We start from the raw sequence: 24,627 nt of genomic DNA, 5'->3' as shown, positions 1-24,627 counted from the left end.
CGAGAAATGTAATGTCGAAGTTTTTTAAGCAGTTTTTTTCTCGCTTAAGCTTTCGTCAGCAGTTAATGCTAACGTTTTCGCTGGGTATTGTTTGCCTGGCGGTGGTTTCTTCGATCGTAATTTCTACTATTACAGAACAACGCCTAACCAAACAAATATTTGATCAAGGTAGTAATGTTACCAATACTATCGCCGATCAAAGTACTTACGCATTATTAGTGCAGAGTATCGATAACGCGCGCGATGTCGCTGATCCAGCCCTCTCTTTCCCCGACGTTACTGGCGTAACCATCCTCAGCCCCGATAATAGCGTGCTCTATCACACTGGCGCAGAGACGACCCCATCGAAGGGTGAGCGCTTGCCTGTACTTGGCGTCGAGCACCCTTATCAAGAAAACAATGATGCTTGGTATTTTTCACTTCCCGTGTATGCCGGCGGTGAAGCGTCAGATTTTGAAGATCCGCTGTTTGGCGGTACCGAATCTAAACGAGAACTCATCGGGTTTGTTCAAGTTGCCGTCAGTAAAAGCAACTTACAAACGATCAGTCGCGATATTTTTCGCAGTAACTTAAGCGTTTCGTTTATTGCTGCCGCAATACTCTTGCTCGTCTTGCTCGCTGTCACGAATTTAGTGACGAAACCTATTCAAGAATTATCAGGCATTATGCGCCGTGCCCATGCCGGAGAAGAAAATGTTAGAGCCGATTTAACGGGCTCCAAAGACGTGTTGGAAATGGAAAATGCGTTCAACACCATGATTTCTGAACTCGAACGACGTGAAGATGCCTTAAAACGCGCCCGCGATACCGCACTTGCATCGGCGCGAATTAAAGGTCAGTTCGCGACGACAGTTTCTCACGAATTACGTACGCCAATGAACGGCGTTATGGGTATGTTAGAACTACTTCATTCAATGGATCTGAATGAGGATCAAATCGAATACGTCAACATCGCTCGCTCTTCAGGTGAAGAACTCTTACTACTTATTGATGACATTCTAGATTTTTCAAAAATCGAATCTGGAAAAATGAAGTTACAATCTTCGAATTTTGATCCACGCGAAATGATGAAGGGGATTGTCGAGCTACTAACCTCACAAGCACAACAAAAACATTTAGAACTCAACGGCGAAGTTGAAGAGCAGGTACCTGCACATTTATTTGGTGACTCAAGCCGCATTCGCCAAATACTGATCAACCTTGTCGGCAATGCGCTCAAATTTACCCAACATGGTAGCGTTATTGCTCGTGTCGCTTTTATCGAAAAAGAAGATGAAGATAGCCTGTTGCACGTCTCCGTCGAAGATACGGGAATCGGTATTCCAGAAAATGCCCAACAACTTATTTTTGAAGCGTTCTCACAGGCAGACGGTTCTACGACTCGACAATTTGGCGGCACCGGTTTAGGCCTCGCGATTTGTGCGCAGCTTGTGCAGTTAATGGGAGGAAAAATCGGCGTTAAGAGCCAGCTGGGTAAAGGCAGTATATTCTGGTTCACCCTACCGATCACTGTAGCGAACGCTCCTGATCTCGATACTAAAGAAGTCAGCGAAGTGGCAGGCCAGCGCGTGCTGATAGTTAGTCGAACCACAGATAGCTGTCATTCTTTAATTCGAAAGTTTATCGCTTGGGAATGTTTTCAACGAAATACCACGACTGCGAGCGACGCAATCACGCTGATGAAAAACGCCGCGACGCAAGGTAAACCCTATGATTTTTTAATTATTGATACCCCCATCAGTGACAGTAGTGAAACCGAATTAATTAAAGTCATAAAAAATCAGTCCTTACTGTCAACTGCAAACATCATCATCTTGACTCATAACCCACTGAATGATTTACCGCCAAACACTAAGTGTATTGCTAAGTCGCCTAGTTCAAAATTACTCGAAGCGACGATGATAGAACTTATTGGCCGTGATAAAACTATCGTTAGCCAAGATGAAAAAACCAAAGTTAAAGAAAAAACTAAGACTAAGAGAACGTTAAGCCCTGCGCAAACCGCTTCTACTCATGTCCTGTTGGTTGAAGACAATAAAACCAACCAAATTGTAGCCACGGGAATGCTCACCCGACTCGGTTTTTCCTGTGATATTGCCGACAACGGTAGCGCTGCAATAAATGCATTAAACAGCAAATATTTTGATTTGGTATTAATGGATTGTCAGATGCCAATGATGAATGGTTATACCGCGACTCAATTGATTCGAGGTAAAACCAGCGACTATCAGAAAATTCCAATTATCGCGCTTACCGCCAACACTGGATCTGCAGATATAAAGCGCTGCTTTACTGCTGGCATGGATGACTACTTAGCTAAGCCACTAACCATGGATACCTTAGAACTAAAGCTTGGTAAATGGCTGAGCCGCGAAAGACCGACATTAGCAACATTAACGTCGAGCTCAGACGAAAAAGAAAAGCAGGCATCAGAACTTATACTCGATAAATTATCCAAAATCGATGAAAAAGTACTGGATGATTCAGTTATTGCTAAATTACAGACACAACTCGGTGATTCATTTGAATCGTTTATTAACACTTATATTGAAGATACGCCAAATACCATTCAAAAATTAATTGCAGCACTTAAGGCATCGAACCAAGAAAGCTTTAGCCACTGTATTAAATTATTAAAAAGCAGTTCTAACAACCTAGGAGCGAAAAAATTATCTAAGCATTTTTCTGTCATCGAAAAACATGCTACCGCTTTTACCGAAAATGACATCCAGAAAATCGAGAAGATAATTGCGGACGAACTAAATAACACGAAGGATGAACTGAATAAGATAAAACTAAGCATCGAAAAACCAATAGAAAATGACGATGTGAAATTATTACAACCGCATGTTCTTATTGTTGACGATGATGCGAGTACGCGAATAGTTATTCGCGGCATTATCAATAAAGATGGTTACGATATCCACGAAGCAGAGAACGGACAACAGGCGCTAGAATACTGCCAGAAAAAAATGCCGGACCTCATCCTGATGGATGCATTGATGCCAGAACTCGACGGCTTTGCTGCATCGAAAGCCATCATCGCAATTGAAAGTGCGATAAAACCCACAATACTTATGGTGACCTCATTACAAGACGAAGACACTCTCGATAAAGCTTTTGCTGCCGGTGCCACTGATTTTATTTTAAAACCTGTAAACGCTACCGTATTACGGCGACGTGTCTCAAGGGTGTTGCATTCCGGACATATCGACAAGCACATTCATCAATTGTCTTACTACGATAAATTAACCTCATTACCAAATCGCGCTTTCTTTATTGAACGTTGCAAAAATTTATTGCGAAGCGCAAAAGAGCATAACAGCACCATCGCTGTACTTTTCATGGATCTAGATCGCTTTAAAATGGTAAACGATCTTCAAGGCCATGAGATTGGAGATTCTTTACTAAAAGCATTTTCAGAACGTCTCGAAAGTTGCGTTCGCTCGGCGGATATAGTTGCGCGCTTAGGAGGCGATGAGTTTACCGTTGTGTTGAACAACGTTGGCAACATGGATGCAGTGGCAAGAATTGCAGAAAAAATCGCGAAGGCGATGGTGAGTCCTTTTACTTTTAACGATCAAAAAGTTTATATGACAACCAGTATCGGGATTGCACTCTACCCGAAGAATGGTGAGACCATTAACGAGCTCATGCGTTTCGCAGATACCGCGATGTTTAGAGCCAAAGCCAACGGTGGTGGCTGCTACGAGTTTTATGAAAATGGTATGGAAACCGAAATCACGCGGCAAATAGAATTGGAAGCGGAAATTCGCCGAGCCTTGGAGAACGACGAATTCGTTTTACACTACCAACCTCAGGTCGACATCCACAGCAATGAATTAACTGGACTGGAAGCGCTGATACGCTGGCACCACCCTGTTCGCGGTATGGTTCCTCCAGGCTTGTTTATTCCTGTTGCTGAAAAATCAGGTCTCATTTCGTCCATCGGCACCTGGGTACTGAATCAAGCGTGTCAACAATTAAGAAGCTGGCTCGACCTTGGTTACGATCCTGTGACAATTGCCGTCAATGTTTCTGGTGGCGAACTGACGAATTCGGTTTTACTAGAAAAAGTCGCGAAAGCACTCGACGAGACTAAAATTCCAGCTAACTTATTAAAACTTGAGATAACCGAAGACACCTTAGCGGGCTGTAATGAACAAACATCGCAGTACTTGCAAGAGTTGAGAAACTTAGGTGTGACTCTTGCCATTGATGATTTTGGAACCGGATACTCTTCGTTAAATTATTTAAAACTCTTCCCTGTTGATACTTTAAAAATTGATCGAAGTTTCGTAAAAGATCTACCAGACGACGCCAATAGTGCCGCAATAGTCTCGGGCATTATCGCCATGGGCCATAGTTTAAAATTACAAATTATTGCGGAAGGGATTGAGACAGCAGATCAAAAATTATTTCTGCAAAAAGAAGGTTGCGACATCATGCAAGGCTTCTATCTAAGCAAACCTTTACCGGTTGACGCTCTTGAAGCGTGGATCATAGAGCATCAACCTATTTTAAATTTCCAAGGAAAAGATAAGAGCGCATCAGATCATGCCACCTTATCAACGGAAAGCAATACAGCCTCTAAGGAAGTTCATCCAATTCGGCGCCTTCCTTAACCGGCACCATCAAGTCTTCCTTATCAACTTTCATTACCAGCATTACATTTGCCGCCACGTAAATTGACGAATAGGTACCGGCGGTAACACCAATGAGCAACGCCAACGCGAACCCATGAATTACTTCACCACCAAAGAAGAACAAGGCAAACAATACAATTAAAGTGGTTAACGATGTCATCAATGTTCGGCCAAGGGTTTGGTTCAGCGAAGCATTAATAATCTCAACTGAACTACCTTTGCGCATCTTTCGAAAATTCTCACGAATCCTATCCGATACAACGATGGTGTCATTCAAAGAATAACCGATGACTGCTAGTACGGCGGCAAAAACCGTTAAATCGAAATCCAAATTAAACAACGCAAAGAAACCGAGTACGACGATCACATCGTGTGCCAACGCCGCCACAGCGCCGACAGAAAATTTGAATTGGAATCTTAACGCAACATAAAGCATGACAATGCCGAGAGCGACCAACAGACCAATAACAGCATTCTCGAACATCTCCGACCCTACTTGAGAATCAACGAAGTCACTACCCTTCCATTCAACAGTCGACCCAGCGGCAGCCGACAACTCAGCATTAACCGACTCTGACACCCATAAATCCAAAGCATTTTCTAACATGAAAACGGTATCGCCATTGCGTTCTTTTCGAACGGTTGTATCAACAAAAAAATCGGCTGGGAAAATATCGGTGATTTTCGAACTGAGATCTTCGTTACTACTCACAGTAACTGTCGCCGCGTGCTCGTTACCGCCCTGCGTTACTGATAGGATTTCTGCTTCGGGGTCAATGGCTGCTAAGCGCTCAGTAATGCGCTCAACGGCAACGGATTCTAATGAGCCTTGAAAGCGAATTAATATTTCTGTCTCCGCACCAAAGTACACAACTACCGCATCGCGCAATGCCTGCTCTTCTAATACATCTCGAATCTGTTGAATATCGGCAGTGGTCTCATAGCCCAGTTTAATTTGCGTTCCGCCGGTAAAATCCATTCCTAGGTTGAGTCCGTTGATCGCTAATTCGATTAGCGAAATGACCACAAAGGCAATTGATAAAGCACCAACTATTTTGCGGCGCCCCATAAAATTGATGTTTAGATCTGACAGTGACATAGTTTTTCCAACTAAAAATAATGTTTAAATTCAATAACAAAAGTTCATGCGAAATTTGCGATGATGCTTTTGCTCAGCTTTAAATCCAGATTTTCTTAATCTTTCTACCGCCATAAATAACATTGACGATTGCACGCGTACCAATAATTGCGGTAAACATCGAGGAAATAATCCCTAGTGATAAAGTAATCGCAAAACCTTTCACCGCACCAGAACCAATGCCGTATAAAATAAAGGCGACAATCAAGGTGGTTATGTTCGCATCGAGAATTGTCGTCATTGCACGATCAAAACCCGCGCTAATTGCTTGCTGCGGCGAACTCCCGCTTTTGAGCTCTTCTCTAATTCGCGAGAAAATCAACACATTCGCATCAACGGCCATACCCACTGTCAAGACAATTCCTGCTATGCCTGGCAAGGTCAAGGTGGCGCCCAGTATCGACATGCAAGCCACCAATAAAACAATGTTTAACGATAGGGCTATATTCGCTGCAAAACCAAAAACGCGATAGCTGATTAACATGAAGCACAAAACTAAGATTAGGCCCAACACCATAGAATTAAGTCCGACCGAAATATTTTCTGCACCGAGGGAGGCGGAAATTGTGCTTTCCTCAACGAAGGTCATTGGTGCCGCCAGTGCACCTGAGCGCAATAGCAAAGCTAATTCAGAGGTTTCTTGTGGGCTTCCGATACCGGAAATTTGAAAGGTGTTGCCTAAGGCAGAGCGCACTGTCGCTAAATTGATAAGTTTTTCTTCAGGTTCGTTCTCTATAACAACAACATCTTCGCCTTTGCTATTTTTTTGATTGGTGCGCTTGGTTTTAAATTCGATGAGCACCGCGCCCATCCGTCGCCCCACATCGTTTTTCGTAGCGTCATTCATTCGCCGACCACCAATAGTATCCAGCGAAATCGTGACGATAGGCTCACTGGTCTGCGAATCAAAGGCCGATTGCGCGTTAACGACTGAATCGCCGGTAACGATTATGTCTTTTTCTAAAAAAACACTACCGTATTCCGCAGTAACATATTGTTCTTTTGAAGAACTTAATGCACCGGCTTTCGCTTCCATTCGAAATTCTAGATTCGCCGTTTTACCGATAATACGTTTAGCTTCTGTTGGATCCTGCACTCCGGCCAATTCAATCACAATTCGATTTCGACCTTGGCGCTGCACAATAGGCTCTGACACACCGATCGCATCAACACGTTTACGCAAAGTCGTTAAATTCTGTTGGATCGCGTAGTCTTCAATTTCCTTAATAGCGGCTTCTGGCATTTCTGCGCGCAAATAAAATAATCCGCCGCTCTCATCTTCTGTACGAAGCATGTTGGGAAATTCTTTGCGTATGACACTGTTTGCTTCGGTTCTTTCTTCATCGCTTTCATAACTAGAAACAAAAATATTATTATTTTGCAACTCTGCGGACTGATAGCGTATTCGTTCGCGACGTAGCTCTCTTCTTATTTCCGAGGCATTAGTTTCCATCCGAGTTTTTACCGCAGAATCAATATCAACTTCCAATAAGAAATGAACACCGCCAGCCAAATCGAGGCCAAGATTCATTGGCTTACCACCTAAATTCGCCAACCACTCTGGTGTCGTCGGAACTCGGCTAAGAGCAACAACTTGATCGTAATCTAGCGCACGTTCGATGACATCCTTAGCGGCAAGTTGTTGATCGCCATCGAGTAATCGAATAATCGCAAGGCCTTCTAAAATTTCAGAACGACTATAGCTAATATTATTTTGATCGAGAGCAGCTAAGGCAGTTTCAAGCGTATTTTGTGCAATCACTTCACCATTAGATTGCTCAGAAATTTGTATTGCTGGGTCTTTGGGATAAATGTTGGGCAAAGCGTAAAGAACGCCAATGGTCACGACAAAAACAACAAGAAGGTTTTTCCACAAAGGGTATTTATTCAACATAAAACAATCCGTTAATTCGCTTCAGAGCGACATCTATTTTTTTGACTGGAAACTTACTTTCGTAATTCTGGTTTGGTTCGATTTATTTTTTCTTATCGTTAAACATTAACTGCAAACATTGGCTGCGCCGTTAGTGACAAATCGTAGATCGTTTAACGGCCACCTTCATCCTTGTCTTGCTTCTTCTGTCCGGCTAAACCCCGCTGCCTTATGACACGATGGCAAAGCGCGCGATTATACTACCCAGAGCCCAGCGAACCCAGTGATCTGGGCCAATGATTCTAAATGGCGACTCGCCTGCTCAAATTCAAGGCTTTCTATTTAGATTCGCGGTAATAAATCTCAAACGTCACCATCAACCCCAGTGTGTTTAGGGTCGTTCTTCGCTTGTCTGTCATAGAATTCATCAACATAAGCCCCTAAGGTCCCACTCGCGATTGCACCCCGCAATTCAGCCATAAGCGACTGATAACTATGCAAATTATGGATAGTGTTCAGCTGAGCACCGAGGATTTCACCACATTTATCCAAATGATGTAGGTAAGAGCGACTGAAATTTGTGCAGCTATAACAAGAACAGCTGGAATCTAAAGGCCGAGTATCATCGCGATACTGGGCATTGCGGATTTTTATCACGCCATCCCTAACAAAGAGATGGCCATTCCTCGCATTCCTTGTCGGCATCACGCAATCAAACATATCAATACCTTGGAGGACGGATTCCACCAGGTCAGCTGGCTTGCCGACGCCCATTAAATAACGTGGCTTGTCCTTCGGTAATTGCGGGGCAGTATGCTTAAGGATTCGTAACATATCCGGCTTTGGTTCACCGACTGACAAGCCACCAATAGCATAGCCATCAAAGTCGATATCGGTTAAACCTTTTAGCGATTGGTCGCGAAGATTTTCATACATTCCGCCCTGCACTATGCCAAATAGTGCTGCTGGATTATCACCATGTGCCTGCTTACTTCGCTGCGCCCACCGCAAAGATAATTCCATGGACTCCTTAGCTTCTTTTTCCGTTGCGGGATAAGGAGTGCATTCGTCAAAAATCATTACAATATCTGCACCGAGGTCTCTTTGCACTTGCATTGATTTTTCAGGATCCAAAAATACTTCGCTACCATCAATGGGCGATCTAAATTTCACTCCCGCTTCTGTCACTTTGCGCAATTTGCCTAAACTAAAAACTTGAAACCCACCGGAGTCCGTCAAAATAGGTCCAGGCCATTGCATAAAATCATGCAAGTCACCGTGCTTCTTAATAATTTCCGTACCGGGACGCAACATTAAATGGAAAGTATTTCCCAATACAATTTCAGCACCTGTAGCAGCGATATCTTTCGGCAACATCCCCTTAACGGTGCCGTATGTTCCCACCGGCATAAACGCAGGCGTTTGCACCTTACCACGAGGAAAGACCAACTCTCCCCTTCTTGCTTGGCCGTCCGTCGTGCTAACACTAAATGTGAATTTTTTATTCAAAAGATAATTCCAAATGTAAACTTTTTAAGAAAAATTATTATTGCTTATTGCTTGGTAATAAACATCGCATCGCCGTAGCTAAAAAAACGATATTTCTCCTCAACTGCCTGTTTATAGGCATTCATCGTGTTGTCATAACCGGCAAAAGCTGACACCAACATGATTAAGGTTGATTCAGGTAAATGAAAATTTGTTACTAAAGCATCAACAACTTTGAATTCATAAGAAGGGAAAATAAAAATATTGGTATCACCTTGATAGGGCTCTATTTGATCAGCGCTAGCCGCTGTTTCTAAACAGCGAACGCTCGTGGTACCCACTGCAATGACTCTTTTTCCCGCCCGCTTAGTGGCTTTAACTTTTTCGCACACCGATTCAGATAATTCCATGACTTCGCTATGCATTACATGCTCGCGAATATTGTCCGAACGTACTGGCTTAAATGTTCCAGCACCGACGTGCAAGGTAACAAATGCAAACTCTACGCCTTTTTTCTGCAAGGCTTCTAGAAAAGTTTTATCAAAATGTAAACCAGCAGTTGGTGCTGCAACCGCGCCTTTTTTTTCACCATAAACAGTTTGATAACGATCTAAATCTTCTTCGCCGGGATCACGCACAATATAAGGCGGCAGTGGAATTTGCCCAATGGATTCAAGTATGTCCAAGGCTTTGCAATGAGAGGGGAATTCAAGAATAAAAAACTCGTCGTCGCGACCGGTCACAGTCAACGCAGTGCCATCAGCGAGAATAATCTCTGACGAAATTTTTGGCGACTTACTAGCCCGCACCTGAGCCAAAACCTTATGGCTATCAAGCACTCGCTCAATCAAAATTTCGACCTTGCCGCCACTGGCTTTATGCGCTTTTAAACGAGCCGGAATTACGCGAGTATCGTTGAACACCATCAGATCACCCGCTTCGACCAAGTCGATCAAATCAGGAAATTGTCGATGTTCTAGCGCTCCGCTAGCCCCTTCCAAAACCAGCAAGCGACTACCCGAACGCTCCGCCGCTGGCGCACTCGCAATCAAATCCTCGGGTAATTCATAAAAGAAATCTTCGCGCTTCACCGGCACTACCTACAATCAATTATTTGGCCCCAAAGCCGTCCAAATCTTGGGGGCGACAGGGTAGCGAATATTGACGAAATTGGCCATTGTTTCGCCTCTAGAATCACTGTATTCAATTAAAAGCGGTTTAAGTTGACGCCCCCTAAAGCGCTGATATAATCTCGCCCCTCGTTTCTTAGCCCCTTTGCCTGTAAGGCGTTTGCGGATTATTGAAATGCCAGAATTAACAATTTTTTAAAGCCAGAGTGGTGAAATTGGTAGACACAGGGGATTCAAAATCCCCCGCCCTTAAAAGCGTGCCGGTTCGAGTCCGGCCTCTGGTACCAAAACGAAGAAGGCCCGCAATAGCGGGCTTTTTTCGTTTTGGTACCAGAGGCCGGCGACAAATCTGCAGGAACGGTTTCGAGCGTCGATGAACAATTACGACAATTTCAAATTTCTAAAATACAGCCCAATTTTTCTAGATTATCTTGCGCCACATTCAACCCCCAAACGTAACGGCCTTCTTGATCCCTGATAAGGAAGTCTTCCAGCTCTCCAGCTCGAATTGTCACTTCGCACTTTGCTAGCTGAAGACGAATTCCAGTTAACTGAGAGGAAAATTTAAAAACTCCTTTGTCAGTGTCATATTGAAACACATGACTAGAGTCTCCAGCGGCTATCTTCTCAACAGCGGTCCATTTTCCAGAGAGGAACAATTGGTAATTCAACTCAACATTAGTTTCATTGGATATTACTACCGCCGCTCTTTCGTATGGATTAAAGGGAAGGCATGCTGTTATAAAAACACCACCAACAACAATAAGAAGTAAATATTTATAGTGAAAACTTAAGATCTTCATACAGTAACACTCGTTGCACTCATCCAGATGAGACGCTTAACATCAACTTCATCCGCTATTGTTCGTCGGTAAATTTCAGGATAGGAAGCAGCATTTTTACTTGCATCGTAGTATTTCATCAAATCAATCTCCCCTGATGATGGATACCCGAGCGTTGTGGGTTTAACCGATTGAAAAATTTTATGTGTAGAGCCCTTGTGCGACCAAGACAGATCAGCACCACCAAAATATTCAAGTACCGAATGCCCAAACTCATGGGCTGAAACTAACATAAAATCCTTATCAGCATCGCTGTTCATTCCTCCGTACATTCCTTTATTGTAGATAAATGTGGCGTCTACAAGCCCACTATTGTGAGATCGCCCATATTCAACGCCCTCTTCTATTTTGAGGTCAACATCGATTGAATTTGTTTTTCGATCAAATGCTGCGACACTGGCTGTAAACACATCGCCATCCAAATTGACTGCGCGACTCCAATAACGGCGAATACCTGCTACAGCCAAACTCTTTAACTTAGAATAATTTGAGTTTGATAATGAATTCTGCTGAAAATCTAAGTAAACACTGATCGAAATCGACTTACGGGATAAATTAATTGTCGATGAAGCCCAATCCGAGGCATGGACCTTGGGAACCTGAATTCGCGTCCTCTGCCGTCCGCGCTGTCTAGTTACAAATTAAGTGAAGGGGAGCCAATGTTCTTATGAATTGCGTCGTGAAATTGCACTTCCGTGGCTATAGGCATATAAATCTCTTCCTTGTTGATTCTCGCATAATATTTTAATTATAACGCTTCAATGATAAAGGGGCCTGAACTAGTTAACAACTTTAACAACCAAGCTAAACCAGGAATTGATATCCCAACAACCCTTTTTAATTCGAGAATAGATCCATGCCAATCTGACTAGCCTTTCATAATAGATAAAGCTTCAAAAGTGCCAAATTAATTTTTTTAACTCGACAAACAACTTAGCTTGAATGGGCTTTAGTTAATTTAAGATCGGCCTTTCTGCACCGAAATCAGCGCCCCTTTCATATCAACTTAAAACCTCTGCTCAGACCTGGGTTATACAGTCGATACCTATAAAAATTTCCAATCCAATCACCCTTCTTATTGATTTAAAACAAAACCCTTCGTCTTCGAGGTCTATACCATTCTCAAAAAAATTATGTATCACACCAATCAATTCCTCTAATCAAATTAACGAGTCGGAGCATGGAATTCTTTTTCAAAAAAATGGCAGGCACTTCGGCGGTTTTTGTTTCCTCGGATTACGATAAAGCCTCACCGATCGAACGTGACGGCGTTATATGGAGCGCGAAAGATTTACATCTCGAAGATCTGCCCTTTCCCGAAAACAAAAAACCAAGCATGGCAAATGCACTAGCATTGGAAGGTTTGGAGGATTACGACAAACCGAGCAACGGCGATGTTCGGCATGTTGATTCCCTTGGTGTGGATTTCGTTTATTTCCAGCGCATCCGGGCTTGGATTCAAATTTTAGGACATTAATAATTTTTCTAAGAGATCGGTTTTTTTAAGCGATTGAAAACTGCTCCAAACTCGAAAACATCTTGTGTTCATCGCCATGACAATGAACGTGATGAACATCGTAGAGTTTACGCATCTGCTGAATCACCTGCTCCAAACGCCTTTCTTCTTTAAGTAACAACCAAATACGGCTATAACGTTTATCTGACATCGGCAAACAAACGATGGCCTCCATGTTATAAGCTCGGCGTGCTAACAAACCGCAGACATGAGACATAACACCGGGATGGTTGTTGACTTGTATTTCTAAAATAGCTTGGGATGAAATATATTTATCAATTGTGTTTTTCATTAGGAACTTACTCCGATCATATCTTTGTTAGCTGCACCCGGTGGCACCATAGGAAAAACTTTTACATCTTCTTCGATGGGCACGTTGATTAAATGGCATCCTGGTTGCTGTAACGCTTCTACAAGCAGTCGCTGAGGATCTTGGCTCATTCCAAGATCCAAACCTTTTACTCCCATCGCCTCCGCGAGTTTGGCAAAGTTTAATTGCCTTCGGTTTTGTGTTGCTGTTATACGACCGCCATAAAATAAATTTTGCTGTTGTCGAACCAAACCGAGATTTTCATTATTCATCACAATAATTTTTATATTGAGTCCATGTTCTGCAGCGGTATCCAACTCCTGAATATTCATCATTATGCTGCCGTCACCGGTAATACAAACGACTTGTCTTTCTGGTTGCACCATCGCTGCACCAATTGCCGCTGGCAAACCAAAACCCATCGTTCCCAAGCCCCCTGAGCTAATCCATTGGCGAGGCCGATTAAAAGGGAATACTTGCGCTGTCCACATTTGATGCTGGCCCACATCCGTAACAATCGTCGCATTTTCATCAATATTCTTAGATAAAAATTCGAGCAAACCATAAGGCGTAAATAAGTCTTCAACAGCGGAGCTGCTATCCGACTTTTTATCTAAAGGATAATCCTCTTTCAACGTTTTCACGCGCTCCAACCACGGCGTCCTTAGTTTGTTCGAATCAGTACAGTCAATTGGTGAGGAATATTTCTCCACCAAGGCGGAAATTGTTTCACCGATATCTGCGCGAATCGCGAGGCTCGCTTTTTTAATTTTTCCCAATTCACTTTCGTCTATATCAATATGAATTACCTTCGCATTGGGACAAAAGGCATCGACTCTTCCCGTTGCGCGGTCATCAAAACGAACTCCCGCACCGATCAGCAAATCACATTCTTCCAAAATTAGATTGGTATAGGGCGCGGCATGCATTCCCAACATTCCCAAGAACAATGGATGAGAATCTGGCACCACACCTAAGCCCATAAACGAGGCAACAATCGGTATGTTTTCCTTTTCTGCAAAACATAAAATTTGCCGACTACAAGAAGCGTGAATGACACCTCCACCAATCATCAACACCGGTTGTTTAGAATCTTTTATCATCGAATAAATGGCTTCAACTTGATGCGGCGGTGGTTTAATTTTTGATAGTTGGTTACGCGTTATTTCAGGTAATCGTTTAATCTCAATTACCTCCATTAAAACGTCTTTTGGAATATCAATTGAAACCGGACCAGGTCGGCCTTCACAAGCGAGACGAAAGGATTCCGGGATAACCTCTAGCAATTCAGCGGCACTACGAACTAAAAAGTTGTGTTTAGTAATTGGCAGCATCAAACCAAAAGTATCTGCCTCTTGAAATGCGTCAGTGCCAATTAATTCCTGCGGCACTTGGGCAGTAATAACCACAAGAGGAATCGAATCCATTTTTGCATCCGCCACCGCGGTGATTAAATTTGTCGCGCCCGGCCCTGAGCTCGCCATGCACACCGCAGCTTGGCCACTAACTCGCGCTATACCTTGAGCAATAAAACCAGCGCCCTGTTCATGGCGAGCGAGTACGTGTTCAATATGGCTATCTACTAAAGCATCGTAGAGCGGTAAAATTGCCCCGCCTGGAATACCGGGAATTTTGGTAATCCCCTCCCGCTCTAATAACTTAATTACAATTTGTGCTCCACTTATTTTCATTTTTTCCTAGTCTCAATGTGATTAATTCGCTTTCAATTAACTATTAAATTACTGATCGATAACCTCAAACAAAACCAAGGGGCATAAAAAAACCCCTTTGGCTTTCGCCAAAGGGGTTTTAAAAAATCTTTTTAAAATCAACCCACTATGGCGACAGCTCCACGCTAACCACGATCACGACCACCACGACAGAAACGACGCGGTGTAGCGAGTTAATCAGGACTTGTGTCAAAGAAGGTTTCATTTTTAAAACATACTCAATCAAAAGTAATGGGTATTTTTTGCAACAATGCTGAGGAGAATAGTTAAGCTCGTCTAAGGTGTCAAGCTTAAAACCCCCGCCCTTATCTAATAGTGCTCCCACTTATCAATAAACGCTTGGAACGCTTGTAGTGAATAAGACTCGCCTTGTTCTAATTCGGCAGTACCTTGGGCGGCAATTAACGCCCCCTCATTATCTAGGATTAAAAAATGCGGGTAGCCCGGAATTTCTGGAAAATCTTCAAGAAAAGCTTCATTGCCATTTTCTTCACTGACATTTACTTTTAACAAAACAAATACCTTAAGTAGGTCTTTTTTAATCTGAGGATTATCCACAAAAAAAGCATCCATGATATGGCACCAGCGACACCAGTCTCCGCCAAACTCTAGGAGTATCAGTTTCTGTTCTTTTTGAGCTTTGCCAACAGCAGATTTTAGATCCGCAAAGGCATCTCGCTTAGGATCAAATTGACTTGAGTAAGCGGGAAGCTCGGCAACACCACAACCCACGACGCTGAAAAGCAGCGTTAAAAGCAATACAGATAATGTTAATAACCTCATAGATGCTGCCTTCTCAATTTATCCCAGAATAATTCGCGACGATACCGGGCGCACCGCGCTCTAAAAGCGCTCTAATGTTGTCAGGTATCGGTAATTTTTGGTGATCACCCGCCGTTACCATGACACATATTTGTTCGGCACTGGCAATTTCTCTTCCTGTTTCAGGATCAGTAAAATCAAACTGCATCACGAAAGAAGTATTGCCAGTTTTTACGGTTTCCACGGTGATTGAAATGACATCATCAAACTTAGCCGGCGATTTCCATTCTGTGCTTAGTCGCACCACCTGATAATCAATACCTTGATCAATCAATTTTTCATAGCCGCCAAAAAGAGCGCGAAAATATTCTGTCGCCGCAACATCAACATAATCACCATAACGCGCATTAAAAACTATTTTTTGTGAATCACATTCAGCGAAACGAACGCGAAGTAGAAGCTGAAAGCTCTTCTCCTTTTTATTTGTGTTATGGCTATCATTTTTATTAAGCTTTTTACTGTCTGGCACTTCTCTTCCTCGTAATAACAACTAAATTGAATCGAATTTATTAACACCAAGAACTTGCATCGATGGGCTGATCAATTAGCTCTTTGATATTGGCCTTAATTATTTTATAACCCACGTTCCCAGTAAGCCGTTGGCGATCCTCGTTAAAAATAATGGTGGGGCTTGCTCGCACATTCAGATCTTTCGCAAGATTCATATCACGCGACAGGCGAGCGTATGCACTCGCATCAGTGATAAGCGATTGGATGTCTTTTAGCGGTAACGACAATTCTTCACACAAGATCTTCAACTCAGCCTCATCGCTGACGTTCTTGGCATCAACAAAAAATGCTCGCCTTAAAGATGCGGTAAACTCCTGGGTTTTTCCTGATGCGATATTTCCATGTTCTTCCAACTCTGCAATAGCCGACAAGTAAAGATGCGCGGGCAGCGAAGATTTAGGCGGTGCTTTAGTCCACACCTGCGGATGAAGGTGTAAATGTTCAAATTGCGCGGCGACGCTCTTCACATGTTCGCTGTAAGCGCTGAGCCCACCGCGACTTTCCCATTGTTTTTTTATCTTTCCGGGGACGTCGCCAAACACCGGAAAAAAATGAAAATCAATCTGTACTCGATCAGAAAACTCCGTCGCTAACTCTTGCATTCGGATTTGAGACACATAAGCCCAAATACAAAGAACATCTGAGAAGTGTGCAATGTTTAATTTTGGCTCTTCAGTGCTCACCATAAAGTACACTCATTCGTTACTGCTTACGTGAATTGGGTTCGAAGCTGTCATCATCGTATATCTATGAAATCGAATCAATGATCGTTAACTAAGGGATGATCAAAGTAAAGCGGGGTCTATTGCTCGTCAATTCATTCAGCGAGATCTACGTTTCACTAATCGCAGCGTTTATAACTCGGAATCAATAAAATGCAGTGGCTTTCGCTGCTTTGCTTTCATAGAATCCATCTAATAAAAACAACCAAGCCAATACGGAATAACCCTATGCCCCCTGCTCGAATTGACGGCGTTACATCTAAACCTTTGTCTTTCGCTTTCGCTATTACTGTTGCTAGCGTTTTCTGTATCAGCGCCTTTAGTACCGTAGCTTTCGCCGATCCAGCGCGTATTTTATTAACAAATGATGACGGTATTGAATCGAAGGAATTCGCGACACTAGCGGCACTGCTGAAGAATGAATTTGATCTGGTAATCTCTGCACCTCGTGAAAACCAAAGTGGCAGCTCCCAAGCGACTAACAGCCGCTCACCCCTCAGAGTAGAAAAAATTTATCAAGACGGGGATTTTTTTGGCTATGGTGTTCACGGTAAACCTGCAGATGCTGCGCAATTCGGCTTGATGGTTCTGGGCAAGGATAAACCTTTTGATTTAGTCGTCTCCGGAATAAATCGAGGCTCTAACGTCGGAAACATTTCTCACCTGTCTGGCACTGTTGGGGCTGCGATGCATGCTCAGCATCTAGGTTACCCGTCAATCGCCGCGTCACAAGACGGCCGAGCCAATACTCAGCTGACTGCACAAGTTACCCTCGACGTTATTAAAAAGTTTTTAGCCGAAGGTGCTCCGTTAGGCACTGTGATTTCGATTAATGTCCCTGCCGGCGAACCAAAGGGTGTGGTGGTCAAAACTATGGGTGGCTCATATTTTGGTTATCGGCCCTACGAAATTGTTTCAGGTGGTGGTGACGACATCACTTACCAATCCGGATTATTAATCGCCCCCGCCGAGACAAATGATAACGACACGCAAGCCTATCAAGAGGGATTTATCACCATCACGCCCTTGAAGTACGACTGGACTGATGAAGATAAAATAAAATCACTTCGCGAATGGCAGATCGCCTTACCGGAAAACCCAACAAACAGGGATTAGAAACATCGCTATATGAGCTCGCCTTAGAGAAACGAAGTCTGGAGCGGAAAGAAGTCTGGTGGATGTTTCTCTCACTGGACGTGCATTCGCGTTCCCCAATTCGCTTAATACAAGCAACTCCCTTCGACATCCGACGCCGTGCTGGAGACGCCAATGAGTCAAACCATAAGATTGATCTTCTGTCGCCCTTTCGCCGCCATGCAAAACTCTAGAACCGACGCGGTAAAATATTCTGATCTAGAAATATTCGAAAACGCTCTAACTCTCACACTTGCGAACAAAATCGACTGGTCATATTATTCCGCTCCATGAGCAAACGAGACCTCAAAAAAGATCACATATTGTCCGCCGGAATCGAGGTAATGAAAGCCAAGGGTTATAACGGCGCCAGCGTTAACGATATCGTTGAGGCGGCAAAAGTGCCGAAAGGATCTTTTTATAATTACTTTGAAAGCAAAGAGATATTTGCCGCGGACGCATTGGCGAAGGCCGCCGATCAAGGCTTGGAGGCCAGCTTAAAACAATTGGCCAATAAAGAGACGCCGCCTCTACTGAGACTCGAAAAATACTTTGCCAACGAGACCAATACCTGTAGCGAATCAGATTTCACGATTGGCTGTTTCCTTGGGAATATGTGCCAAGAGATGGCAGACAGCAGCGAATTGATTCGCGATAAGCTCAGGCAAGTCCTTGGAGAACACACTCAACTTATCGCCGATGTTCTGCACGAAGCACAAGCAAAAGGACAGTTGAGTGCTGAAGCCGATACGCAATGCATGGCCGAATTCTTATTCAATGCCTGGGAAGGGGCTTTGATGCGAATGAAGGCATCGAAGTGCCGGCAACCTTTAGATTCTTTCCTTCAGCAGCTTCCACAAATGTTTAAGCAGTAAAAAATTTCCACAAAAACTAAGTGACCGGTCACTTATTGGCCGGATGACGCAAAAATCAACTAAATAATAAGTCGACCGGTCACTTTAATGAGGTTTAAAGATAGATGAACACAGCAATCAGCAAAAATACCGCATTCCACTACGTCGCGAGCGTGATAATAATTCTTAGCTTCGCGAATTCTGGGCATACCCAACCGGAACATTATCCTTATACCTTCGCGGAAGCAGGACATGAATCTTCTATTTCTAGCCCAAAAACGCCGACAAATGCTTGGGCGATCGCATTTGAAAACGATGTTTTAGTAGGAGGAAATCGCGACAAAGATTACACCTATGGCTTAAGCCTATCTTTTCGCGGAAATAAGGCGGAGTCATTCTTAATTAACCCCTACCTCATGCAAAGAGCGTTTGAAAATATTTTTTGGCCACAAGATACTGAATCACAGGATCAAGGTTATGACTTTCTTGATGAAGAAATTCTAAGCCTCGAGTTTGGCATTTACAGCTTTACGCCAGACGACATTGAGATCGACCAAGTGATTAATGACGATCGCCCTTATGCGAGCCTGATTTATTTGGAAAGTAGTAAAGAGCGTATCAATCCCCTCGCAGACACAAGCTGGACCAGCAGTTTAAGCATCGGTTTATTAGGAACCAATTTAGCAGGATCAGCTCAGAACTCCGTTCATAAAATCACGGGCAGTAAAAAAGCGAATGGCTGGCGCAACCAAATTTCGGATGGCGGTGAATTAACAGCGAAATATACCTTGGCCCGGCAAAAAATAATTGGCCAACATTCAGCGAATGTCGAAATCAAAACAACGTCACAAATAGCAATCGGATACCTCACCGAGTTTAGCTATGGCGTGAGTTTTCGATTGGGCAAAATCCATTCTGCTTGGTGGAGTTTCGATCCGGATTTAGCAAGTTATGGCGAACGCTCTAACAATAGCGCCTTTTATAGTAAGGTCCGCGAGCATTATGCCTGGGGGGGATTTACCCTTAAGTACCGGGCCTACAATGCTTTCTTACAGGGTCAGTTTCGGGACAGCGATCATCAATTTTCGAGCAATAAGCTTAATCACAATTTAGTCGAGGCCTGGCTAGGTTATACCCTGAATTTTAACCACGGATACCGCATTAGTTATTATATTCGTGGGCACTCATCGGAAATAAAGAAAGGCAAAGGTAACCGCAATTTAGTGTGGGGCGGGCTAATTTTTTCAAAATCACTTTAAGCCACGGACGATACCTAAGCAAAACAAGCGGTAAAAACCGACTATAAAAGGTTTAGGCGGAGACTTTAGTTTCGAAATAATTATCACTACCGATTTGATGAATCTTCTCAAGACCAAAGTTTTCACAAATTTGTTGTGATGTTTCTTCGACCTCATAAAGAATTTCAATTTGCAAGATACAATGATTATTCGAAAGCAATTCGCGCATTCCTTTCAAAACGTTTAACTCATGGCCTTCAACATCAATCTTAAAAAATAAATTCTTATTATGTACATCCTTAGGGGAATTATCGGAACCTAAATCTTGTTCGGCAGCATATTGCTTGCTTATTATCGAGTCTAATGTATCGACAACAATAGAATCTTCTTCAAAGCGATGAAACTTTGTTGTACTGGGGGCCGTTTCTTGAATTCGCGATGTACCTGTACTGTTGCCCATATTCCTAAGAAAAGTCGTTTTATTTTTTCTATCACTAGCGCCAATATTAATCGGGTGAATTATTCGATCAAATTTATTGAGAAAAATGTTTCCACAGAGCTGATTATAATTTTCAACTTGCGCCTCGATCGCGAAAACTTTTTTAATCTGCTGGGAATTTTTAGCAACCAATAAAGAATACAAACCAATATTCGCACCAACATCGATAAACCAATCGACGCTTTTCAGTCTAATTTGCGTCAATACGAAATCAATTTGTTCGTTTTCATAGGGTTGCTTCGCTTTGAGACGGCGATCGACATGATTTTCAGGTGCGAGTAAGAGATGGAGGTCGCGATAGTCATCGATGACAACGCGGTTTTTGTAAACGGTCTTATAGTACTTTTTTGTTATTTTCTTTTTTAGCTTAGTAATCATGAGATTCCCCAGCTGAAAGTTAAAATGACACCGATAGTTCTCCCTACCACTTCCATTTCTACTTTAACTTTCTAATTATTATTGTTGCAAACAAACCGTCACACACTGTTATCTGGACAAAATTAAGCTAAGTTCACTCCGTCGAAATAAACGTCGAGTGCGGCCAGCAAAATTGGCGTTTACTGTAGCCTGTGATATTGATCAAAACAAGTTAAAAAACACTCTTCATTCAAGACAAGATAAGTCACCGTTATGCCTATATATTGCTCATCCATAGAGAAGGGTCGTTTTGAGGCGCAGGCAACGGGGGCCAACACGATATTTGCGGTGGAACCTTTGCAAGTAATCTAGATCTACTCTGCTAGTTTAATTTAGAATATCCGCCACTATTTGATCGCTTGCCCTTTAAGCGAACCCAGACACGCTTACACCTCGTTTGCCGCGCACAACAACATAGGAGCTTCAAATGTTCGGTCTTTTTCACACTTACCGCGTTTTCAGAGCGATCTCAATTTTATTTATTGGAATATTTTTTTCTCTGTCGGCTAATGCTCATACCGACCTCCACCATTCTATTCCCAAGGCAAATAGTGAGTTGAAATCCTCTCCCGAAAATTTAGAACTGGGATTTGCTAAAAAAGTGCGCTTGCTACAACTAGAGTTAAGTAACTCGCAAAACAAATCTGTTGATTTTAATTTTAAGGCGAGTTCTGAAGCTGGTGAAATTTTCACTTACGAATTACCAGCGCTTGAGAATGGCGTATATACCGTTGATTGGAGTATTTTAGGCGGCGACGGCCATCGGATATCAAAATCTTTTAACTTTACAGTAAACAAATAAATTAAATCAAAGCTTAGAGATTCATAACGTTAATATCGGGTCATTCACGAGAGAGTTTTGAACAATGCCTTTTTCAATTGGCTGTTCTAGAAGTGTTATTTTGCAGCGATAAAAAACGACCACGGAAATCGAGGAGTTCAATTTCCGTGGTCAATTCAAGACATAAACGAAAGAGAAGCATCCTTTGCGGCGCCCCCCATGCATCCATTGCACCCTAAATATTTAGCCCCCTTGGCACTGTCACCATCCTGGTGAAATTTCATGTCAATCCATTAAGTGGCATTTTAATCGTTCACATAACACCAGAACAGATACAAAAAATAGCCGTTGATACCGGTACAGATTGACGTCTGAACCCTTCTGTACTGTACTGAATCAGCACAACTGTACTGGTATGAGAACAGTCTCACACATGGACAATCAGTCACTTTAGTTGTAAGGGACGACCGAGATACAAACAACTATGAAACAATACGAAAAGGTCGCAAAGAAAATTCGCGAACAAATTGATTCTGGCATTTTAAAGGATGGTGAGCGCCTGCCAGGCGTTCGCAAACTCGCGAATAGTTATTCTGTCAGCGTTTCAACGATACAAGAAGCTCTGCATATCCTAGAGCGTGAAAAGTATCTCGACGTCATTAATCGATCTGGACACTACGTAAAACACATCGACAAAAATTCGTCTCGAAACAACAACACAGAAAATTTCAAACTCAAACCGATGCCAGTTGAATCGCGCGAACTTGCGATTCATTTGGTTACCACTTCGCTATCAAGCGACATTTATCAATTGGGAACAACCGTTCCTCACACTCAGTTTTTGCCCTCCAAAGCAGTAAATTTAGCGGTAAAAAAGATCAGCCGCGAACAACCTGACCACAGTGACCGCTATTCATTTGCGCCCGGATACAGGCCTCTGCGCGAACAAATTGCTTTGAGAATGCTGGAAGCAGGTTGCGATACTCACGCCGACGAAATCGTCATTACCAACGGTTGTCAAAGCGCAGTCAATATTGCACTAAGCGCCGTTTGTAAACCCGGTGATACCGTCGCTGTCGAATCTCCTACCTTTCACGGATTACTACAAATTCTAGAGTCAAAAGGCCTGCAAGTTATCGAGATTCCCACCAATGAAAAACTCGGTATAAATCTTGGCGCTCTCGAATTAGCCTTACAACAATGGCCAGTTAAGGCCTGCGTCGTGCTACCAAACTTTAGTAACCCTCTCGGTTATTGCATGCCTGACACACGCAAAAAAGCCCTTGCGAAATTAATGAAACAACACAACGTACCACTAATTGAAAATGACATTCATGGTGACCTGGGCTTTAATCAGCGCAGACCTAAAGCAATAAAATCCTTTGACGACGACAATGTAATTTACTGCTCATCATTTTCAAAAACTATTTCTCCTGGGTTTCGTGTCGGTTGGATACATGCCCCACACATGCACAATCAAATAATCTATTTCCAGATGATGCATAGCTTAGCCGCAGCTTCACTTCCACAAAAAGCATTGACTCATTATTTGAGTAAACAAGGTTATGGTCGACACTTGCGGCAAGTTCGCGCAAGGTATATCAAACAAGTTCGCTATGTATCTGAGATGATTACTGCACATTTTCCTGTCGAAACCAAAATCAACTTTCCTGAAGGTGGATTTGTCATTTGGGTAGAGCTCCCTAAGCAAGTATCGGCGTTGCGTTTGTACGATGCGGCGATCCAAAAAAACATAAGTATTGGCGCTGGGCCATTATTTTCAGCAAACAAAAAGTATGAAAATTGTATTCGTTTAAACTGTGCGCTCCCGATTGACGAAAAACTGCAAAATGCCTTAATAACATTGAGTCAATTGGTCAACGAACAAATGGAATCGTCGACTAGCTGACCATCACAAGCAATTTAACAAAAACTTCCAGCCCCGGTACTTACGGTATCTTCGCGAGGCCGGGAGCACTCGGCACAGACCATCAAGGCTTGGTAGTTTTTCGTACTATTGAAGGCGATCTACAAACCTGGGCAGACCTCAACCTAGATTAAAATTAAGCCTGAATTTTTTCTTGTAAGCCGCTGACTTTCTTATTCGCTTGGTTATACTGGGTCCGACTTTTTATTTAAGCATTAACAGACTAATTCGGGACACTGAAGCCAAAATGAAAAAGCGAACTTACGAGAAAAAACTGCGCAAGCTACAAGAAGACTTGGTTGCCCTGCAAGAGTGGGTAAAGAAACACGACAAGAGAATCATCATTGTCTTTGAAGGCCGAGATGCGGCGGGCAAAGGCGGCATTATCAAAGCGATCACTCAGCGCGTAAGCCACCGTATCTTTCGCGTTGTTGCGCTTCCCGCGCCGAGCGATCGCGAAAAAACTCAAATGTATATGCAACGCTATATCCAGCATTTTCCCAGTGGCGGTGAAATTGTCGTTTTTGATAGGAGCTGGTACAACCGAGCGGGAGTCGAACCGGTTATGGGGTTTTGTACACAAGATCAAACGGATCGATTCCTTGAAACAACGCCAAGACTAGAAAAAGAGTGGGTTAAAGACGGCACCTACATTTTTAAATATTGGCTGGAAGTCAGTGAAGAAGAACAAGAAAAACGTTTTGCATCGAGAATAGAAGACCCCGTCAAGCAATGGAAGCTAAGCCCGATGGATGTTGAAGCACGCCACCGCTGGTTTGATTATTCTCGCGCTCGCGACAAAATGTTAGCGGCAACTGATACGGAAGAATGTCCTTGGCACATTGTGCCCTCTGATGATCGTTATAAAGCTCGTCTCAATTGCATTTCCCATATACTCAGCCGCATTCCTTACGAACAGCCAGTGTTTTCGAAAATAGAATTACCTAATCGCAACGACGCTAACGCTTACGATGACAAAGCAACGATGCTTGAGAGAAGGTATATCGATACCCCTTTTTAAGACGCAGGGAAAAAAGAAACATTTAATAC

At 43.0% G+C, this 24,627-nt stretch carries 20 protein-coding genes and 1 tRNA gene; 9 read left to right on the top strand and 12 right to left on the bottom strand.

Annotated elements, in window-relative coordinates; genetic code table 11:
- Positions 1-11: 11 nt before the first annotated feature.
- Positions 12-4,625, top strand: coding sequence for an EAL domain-containing protein (locus ACYUCY_RS12410; RefSeq protein ID WP_460226820.1), 4,614 nt, complete (start codon positions 12-14; stop codon positions 4,623-4,625).
- Here ACYUCY_RS12410 and secF read toward each other — a convergent pair.
- The 4 genes from secF to queA all read right to left on the bottom strand — a co-directional run bounded on the left by secF (position 4,591) and on the right by queA (position 10,236).
- Positions 4,591-5,745, bottom strand: a complete 1,155-nt coding sequence (gene secF / locus ACYUCY_RS12405) for a protein translocase subunit SecF (protein WP_460226819.1) — start codon at positions 5,743-5,745, stop codon at positions 4,591-4,593. The two genes, ACYUCY_RS12410 and secF, sit on opposite strands and share 35 nt — an antisense overlap.
- 79 nt (positions 5,746-5,824) lie before the next feature.
- A complete protein-coding gene (gene secD / locus ACYUCY_RS12400; protein ID WP_460226818.1) occupies positions 5,825-7,678 on the bottom strand; it encodes a protein translocase subunit SecD in 1,854 nt (617 codons plus the stop codon).
- A 342-nt stretch (positions 7,679-8,020) separates the two neighbouring features.
- A complete protein-coding gene (gene tgt, locus ACYUCY_RS12395; RefSeq protein WP_460226817.1) occupies positions 8,021-9,166 on the bottom strand; it encodes a tRNA guanosine(34) transglycosylase Tgt in 1,146 nt (381 codons plus the stop codon).
- Between the two features lie 44 nt (positions 9,167-9,210).
- Positions 9,211-10,236, bottom strand: a complete 1,026-nt coding sequence (queA, locus tag ACYUCY_RS12390) for a tRNA preQ1(34) S-adenosylmethionine ribosyltransferase-isomerase QueA (RefSeq protein WP_460226816.1) — start codon at positions 10,234-10,236, stop codon at positions 9,211-9,213.
- A gap of 239 nt (positions 10,237-10,475) precedes the next feature.
- Here queA and ACYUCY_RS12385 point away from each other — a divergent pair.
- Positions 10,476-10,562 (top strand) — tRNA-Leu (locus ACYUCY_RS12385).
- Between the two features lie 105 nt (positions 10,563-10,667).
- On the opposite strand, the gene ACYUCY_RS12380 is transcribed toward ACYUCY_RS12385, so the two are convergent.
- Both ACYUCY_RS12380 and ACYUCY_RS12375 read right to left on the bottom strand, forming a co-directional pair.
- Complete coding sequence (locus tag ACYUCY_RS12380) at positions 10,668-11,078, bottom strand: hypothetical protein (RefSeq protein WP_460226815.1); 411 nt, start codon at positions 11,076-11,078, stop codon at positions 10,668-10,670.
- Positions 11,075-11,584 carry a hypothetical protein gene (locus ACYUCY_RS12375; RefSeq protein WP_460226814.1) on the bottom strand — a complete coding sequence of 170 codons (510 nt, stop codon included), beginning with the start codon at positions 11,582-11,584 and terminating at the stop codon, positions 11,075-11,077. Before ACYUCY_RS12375 ends, ACYUCY_RS12380 begins: the two co-directional genes overlap by 4 nt.
- Before the next feature lie 713 nt (positions 11,585-12,297).
- On the opposite strand from ACYUCY_RS12375, the gene ACYUCY_RS12370 reads away from it, so the two are divergent.
- Complete coding sequence (locus ACYUCY_RS12370; RefSeq protein ID WP_460226813.1) at positions 12,298-12,594, top strand: hypothetical protein; 297 nt, start codon at positions 12,298-12,300, stop codon at positions 12,592-12,594.
- Positions 12,595-12,619: 25 nt separating this feature from the next.
- Here ACYUCY_RS12370 and ilvN read toward each other — a convergent pair whose 3' ends face one another.
- From ilvN to ACYUCY_RS12345, 5 genes are all read right to left on the bottom strand, one after another.
- Entirely contained in the window at positions 12,620-12,925 is a 306-nt protein-coding gene (gene ilvN, locus ACYUCY_RS12365) for an acetolactate synthase small subunit (protein ID WP_460226812.1), read from the bottom strand.
- The gene (ilvB, locus tag ACYUCY_RS12360; protein WP_460226811.1) at positions 12,925-14,634 is read right to left on the bottom strand and encodes a biosynthetic-type acetolactate synthase large subunit; all 1,710 of its coding nucleotides are present in this window, start codon (positions 14,632-14,634) and stop codon (positions 12,925-12,927) included. The genes ilvN and ilvB overlap by 1 nt, the downstream gene beginning before the upstream one ends.
- A 348-nt stretch (positions 14,635-14,982) precedes the next feature.
- Positions 14,983-15,456, bottom strand: coding sequence for a thioredoxin family protein (locus ACYUCY_RS12355; protein WP_460226810.1), 474 nt, complete (start codon positions 15,454-15,456; stop codon positions 14,983-14,985).
- Between the two features lie 13 nt (positions 15,457-15,469).
- Positions 15,470-15,964 (bottom strand): acyl-CoA thioesterase, encoded by a 495-nt coding sequence (locus ACYUCY_RS12350; RefSeq protein WP_460226809.1) that lies wholly within the window; start codon positions 15,962-15,964, stop codon positions 15,470-15,472.
- Between the two features lie 40 nt (positions 15,965-16,004).
- On the bottom strand, positions 16,005-16,691 hold the full coding sequence (locus ACYUCY_RS12345; protein WP_460226808.1) for a DsbA family oxidoreductase: 687 nt from the start codon (positions 16,689-16,691) through the stop codon (positions 16,005-16,007).
- A 264-nt stretch (positions 16,692-16,955) separates the two neighbouring features.
- On the opposite strand from ACYUCY_RS12345, the gene surE reads away from it, so the two are divergent.
- The 3 genes from surE (at position 16,956) to ACYUCY_RS12330 (ending at position 19,974) form a co-directional block, all read left to right on the top strand.
- Positions 16,956-17,843, top strand: a complete 888-nt coding sequence (gene surE, locus ACYUCY_RS12340) for a 5'/3'-nucleotidase SurE (RefSeq protein ID WP_460226807.1) — start codon at positions 16,956-16,958, stop codon at positions 17,841-17,843.
- A 308-nt stretch (positions 17,844-18,151) separates the two neighbouring features.
- On the top strand, positions 18,152-18,736 hold the full coding sequence (locus ACYUCY_RS12335; protein WP_460226806.1) for a TetR/AcrR family transcriptional regulator: 585 nt from the start codon (positions 18,152-18,154) through the stop codon (positions 18,734-18,736).
- 104 nt (positions 18,737-18,840) lie between these two features.
- On the top strand, positions 18,841-19,974 hold the full coding sequence (locus tag ACYUCY_RS12330; RefSeq protein WP_460226805.1) for a lipid A deacylase LpxR family protein: 1,134 nt from the start codon (positions 18,841-18,843) through the stop codon (positions 19,972-19,974).
- A gap of 52 nt (positions 19,975-20,026) precedes the next feature.
- On the opposite strand, the gene ACYUCY_RS12325 is transcribed toward ACYUCY_RS12330, so the two are convergent.
- Positions 20,027-20,830: an FkbM family methyltransferase gene (locus ACYUCY_RS12325; RefSeq protein WP_460226804.1), complete on the bottom strand. Its 804-nt coding sequence runs from the start codon at positions 20,828-20,830 to the stop codon at positions 20,027-20,029.
- 466 nt (positions 20,831-21,296) lie between these two features.
- On the opposite strand from ACYUCY_RS12325, the gene ACYUCY_RS12320 reads away from it, so the two are divergent.
- From ACYUCY_RS12320 to ppk2, 3 genes are all read left to right on the top strand, one after another.
- Positions 21,297-21,671, top strand: coding sequence for a copper resistance CopC family protein (locus ACYUCY_RS12320; RefSeq protein ID WP_460226803.1), 375 nt, complete (start codon positions 21,297-21,299; stop codon positions 21,669-21,671).
- A 463-nt stretch (positions 21,672-22,134) separates the two neighbouring features.
- On the top strand, positions 22,135-23,559 hold the full coding sequence (locus ACYUCY_RS12315) for an aminotransferase-like domain-containing protein (RefSeq protein WP_460226802.1): 1,425 nt from the start codon (positions 22,135-22,137) through the stop codon (positions 23,557-23,559).
- A 265-nt stretch (positions 23,560-23,824) separates the two neighbouring features.
- Positions 23,825-24,598, top strand: coding sequence for a polyphosphate kinase 2 (gene ppk2, locus ACYUCY_RS12310; protein ID WP_460226801.1), 774 nt, complete (start codon positions 23,825-23,827; stop codon positions 24,596-24,598).
- Positions 24,599-24,627: the final 29 nt, after the last annotated feature.

Source organism: Aurantivibrio infirmus, assembly GCF_054767315.1.
The sequence above is the reverse complement of the archived record's forward strand: the minus strand, read 5'-3'. Positions and strand labels throughout refer to the sequence as shown.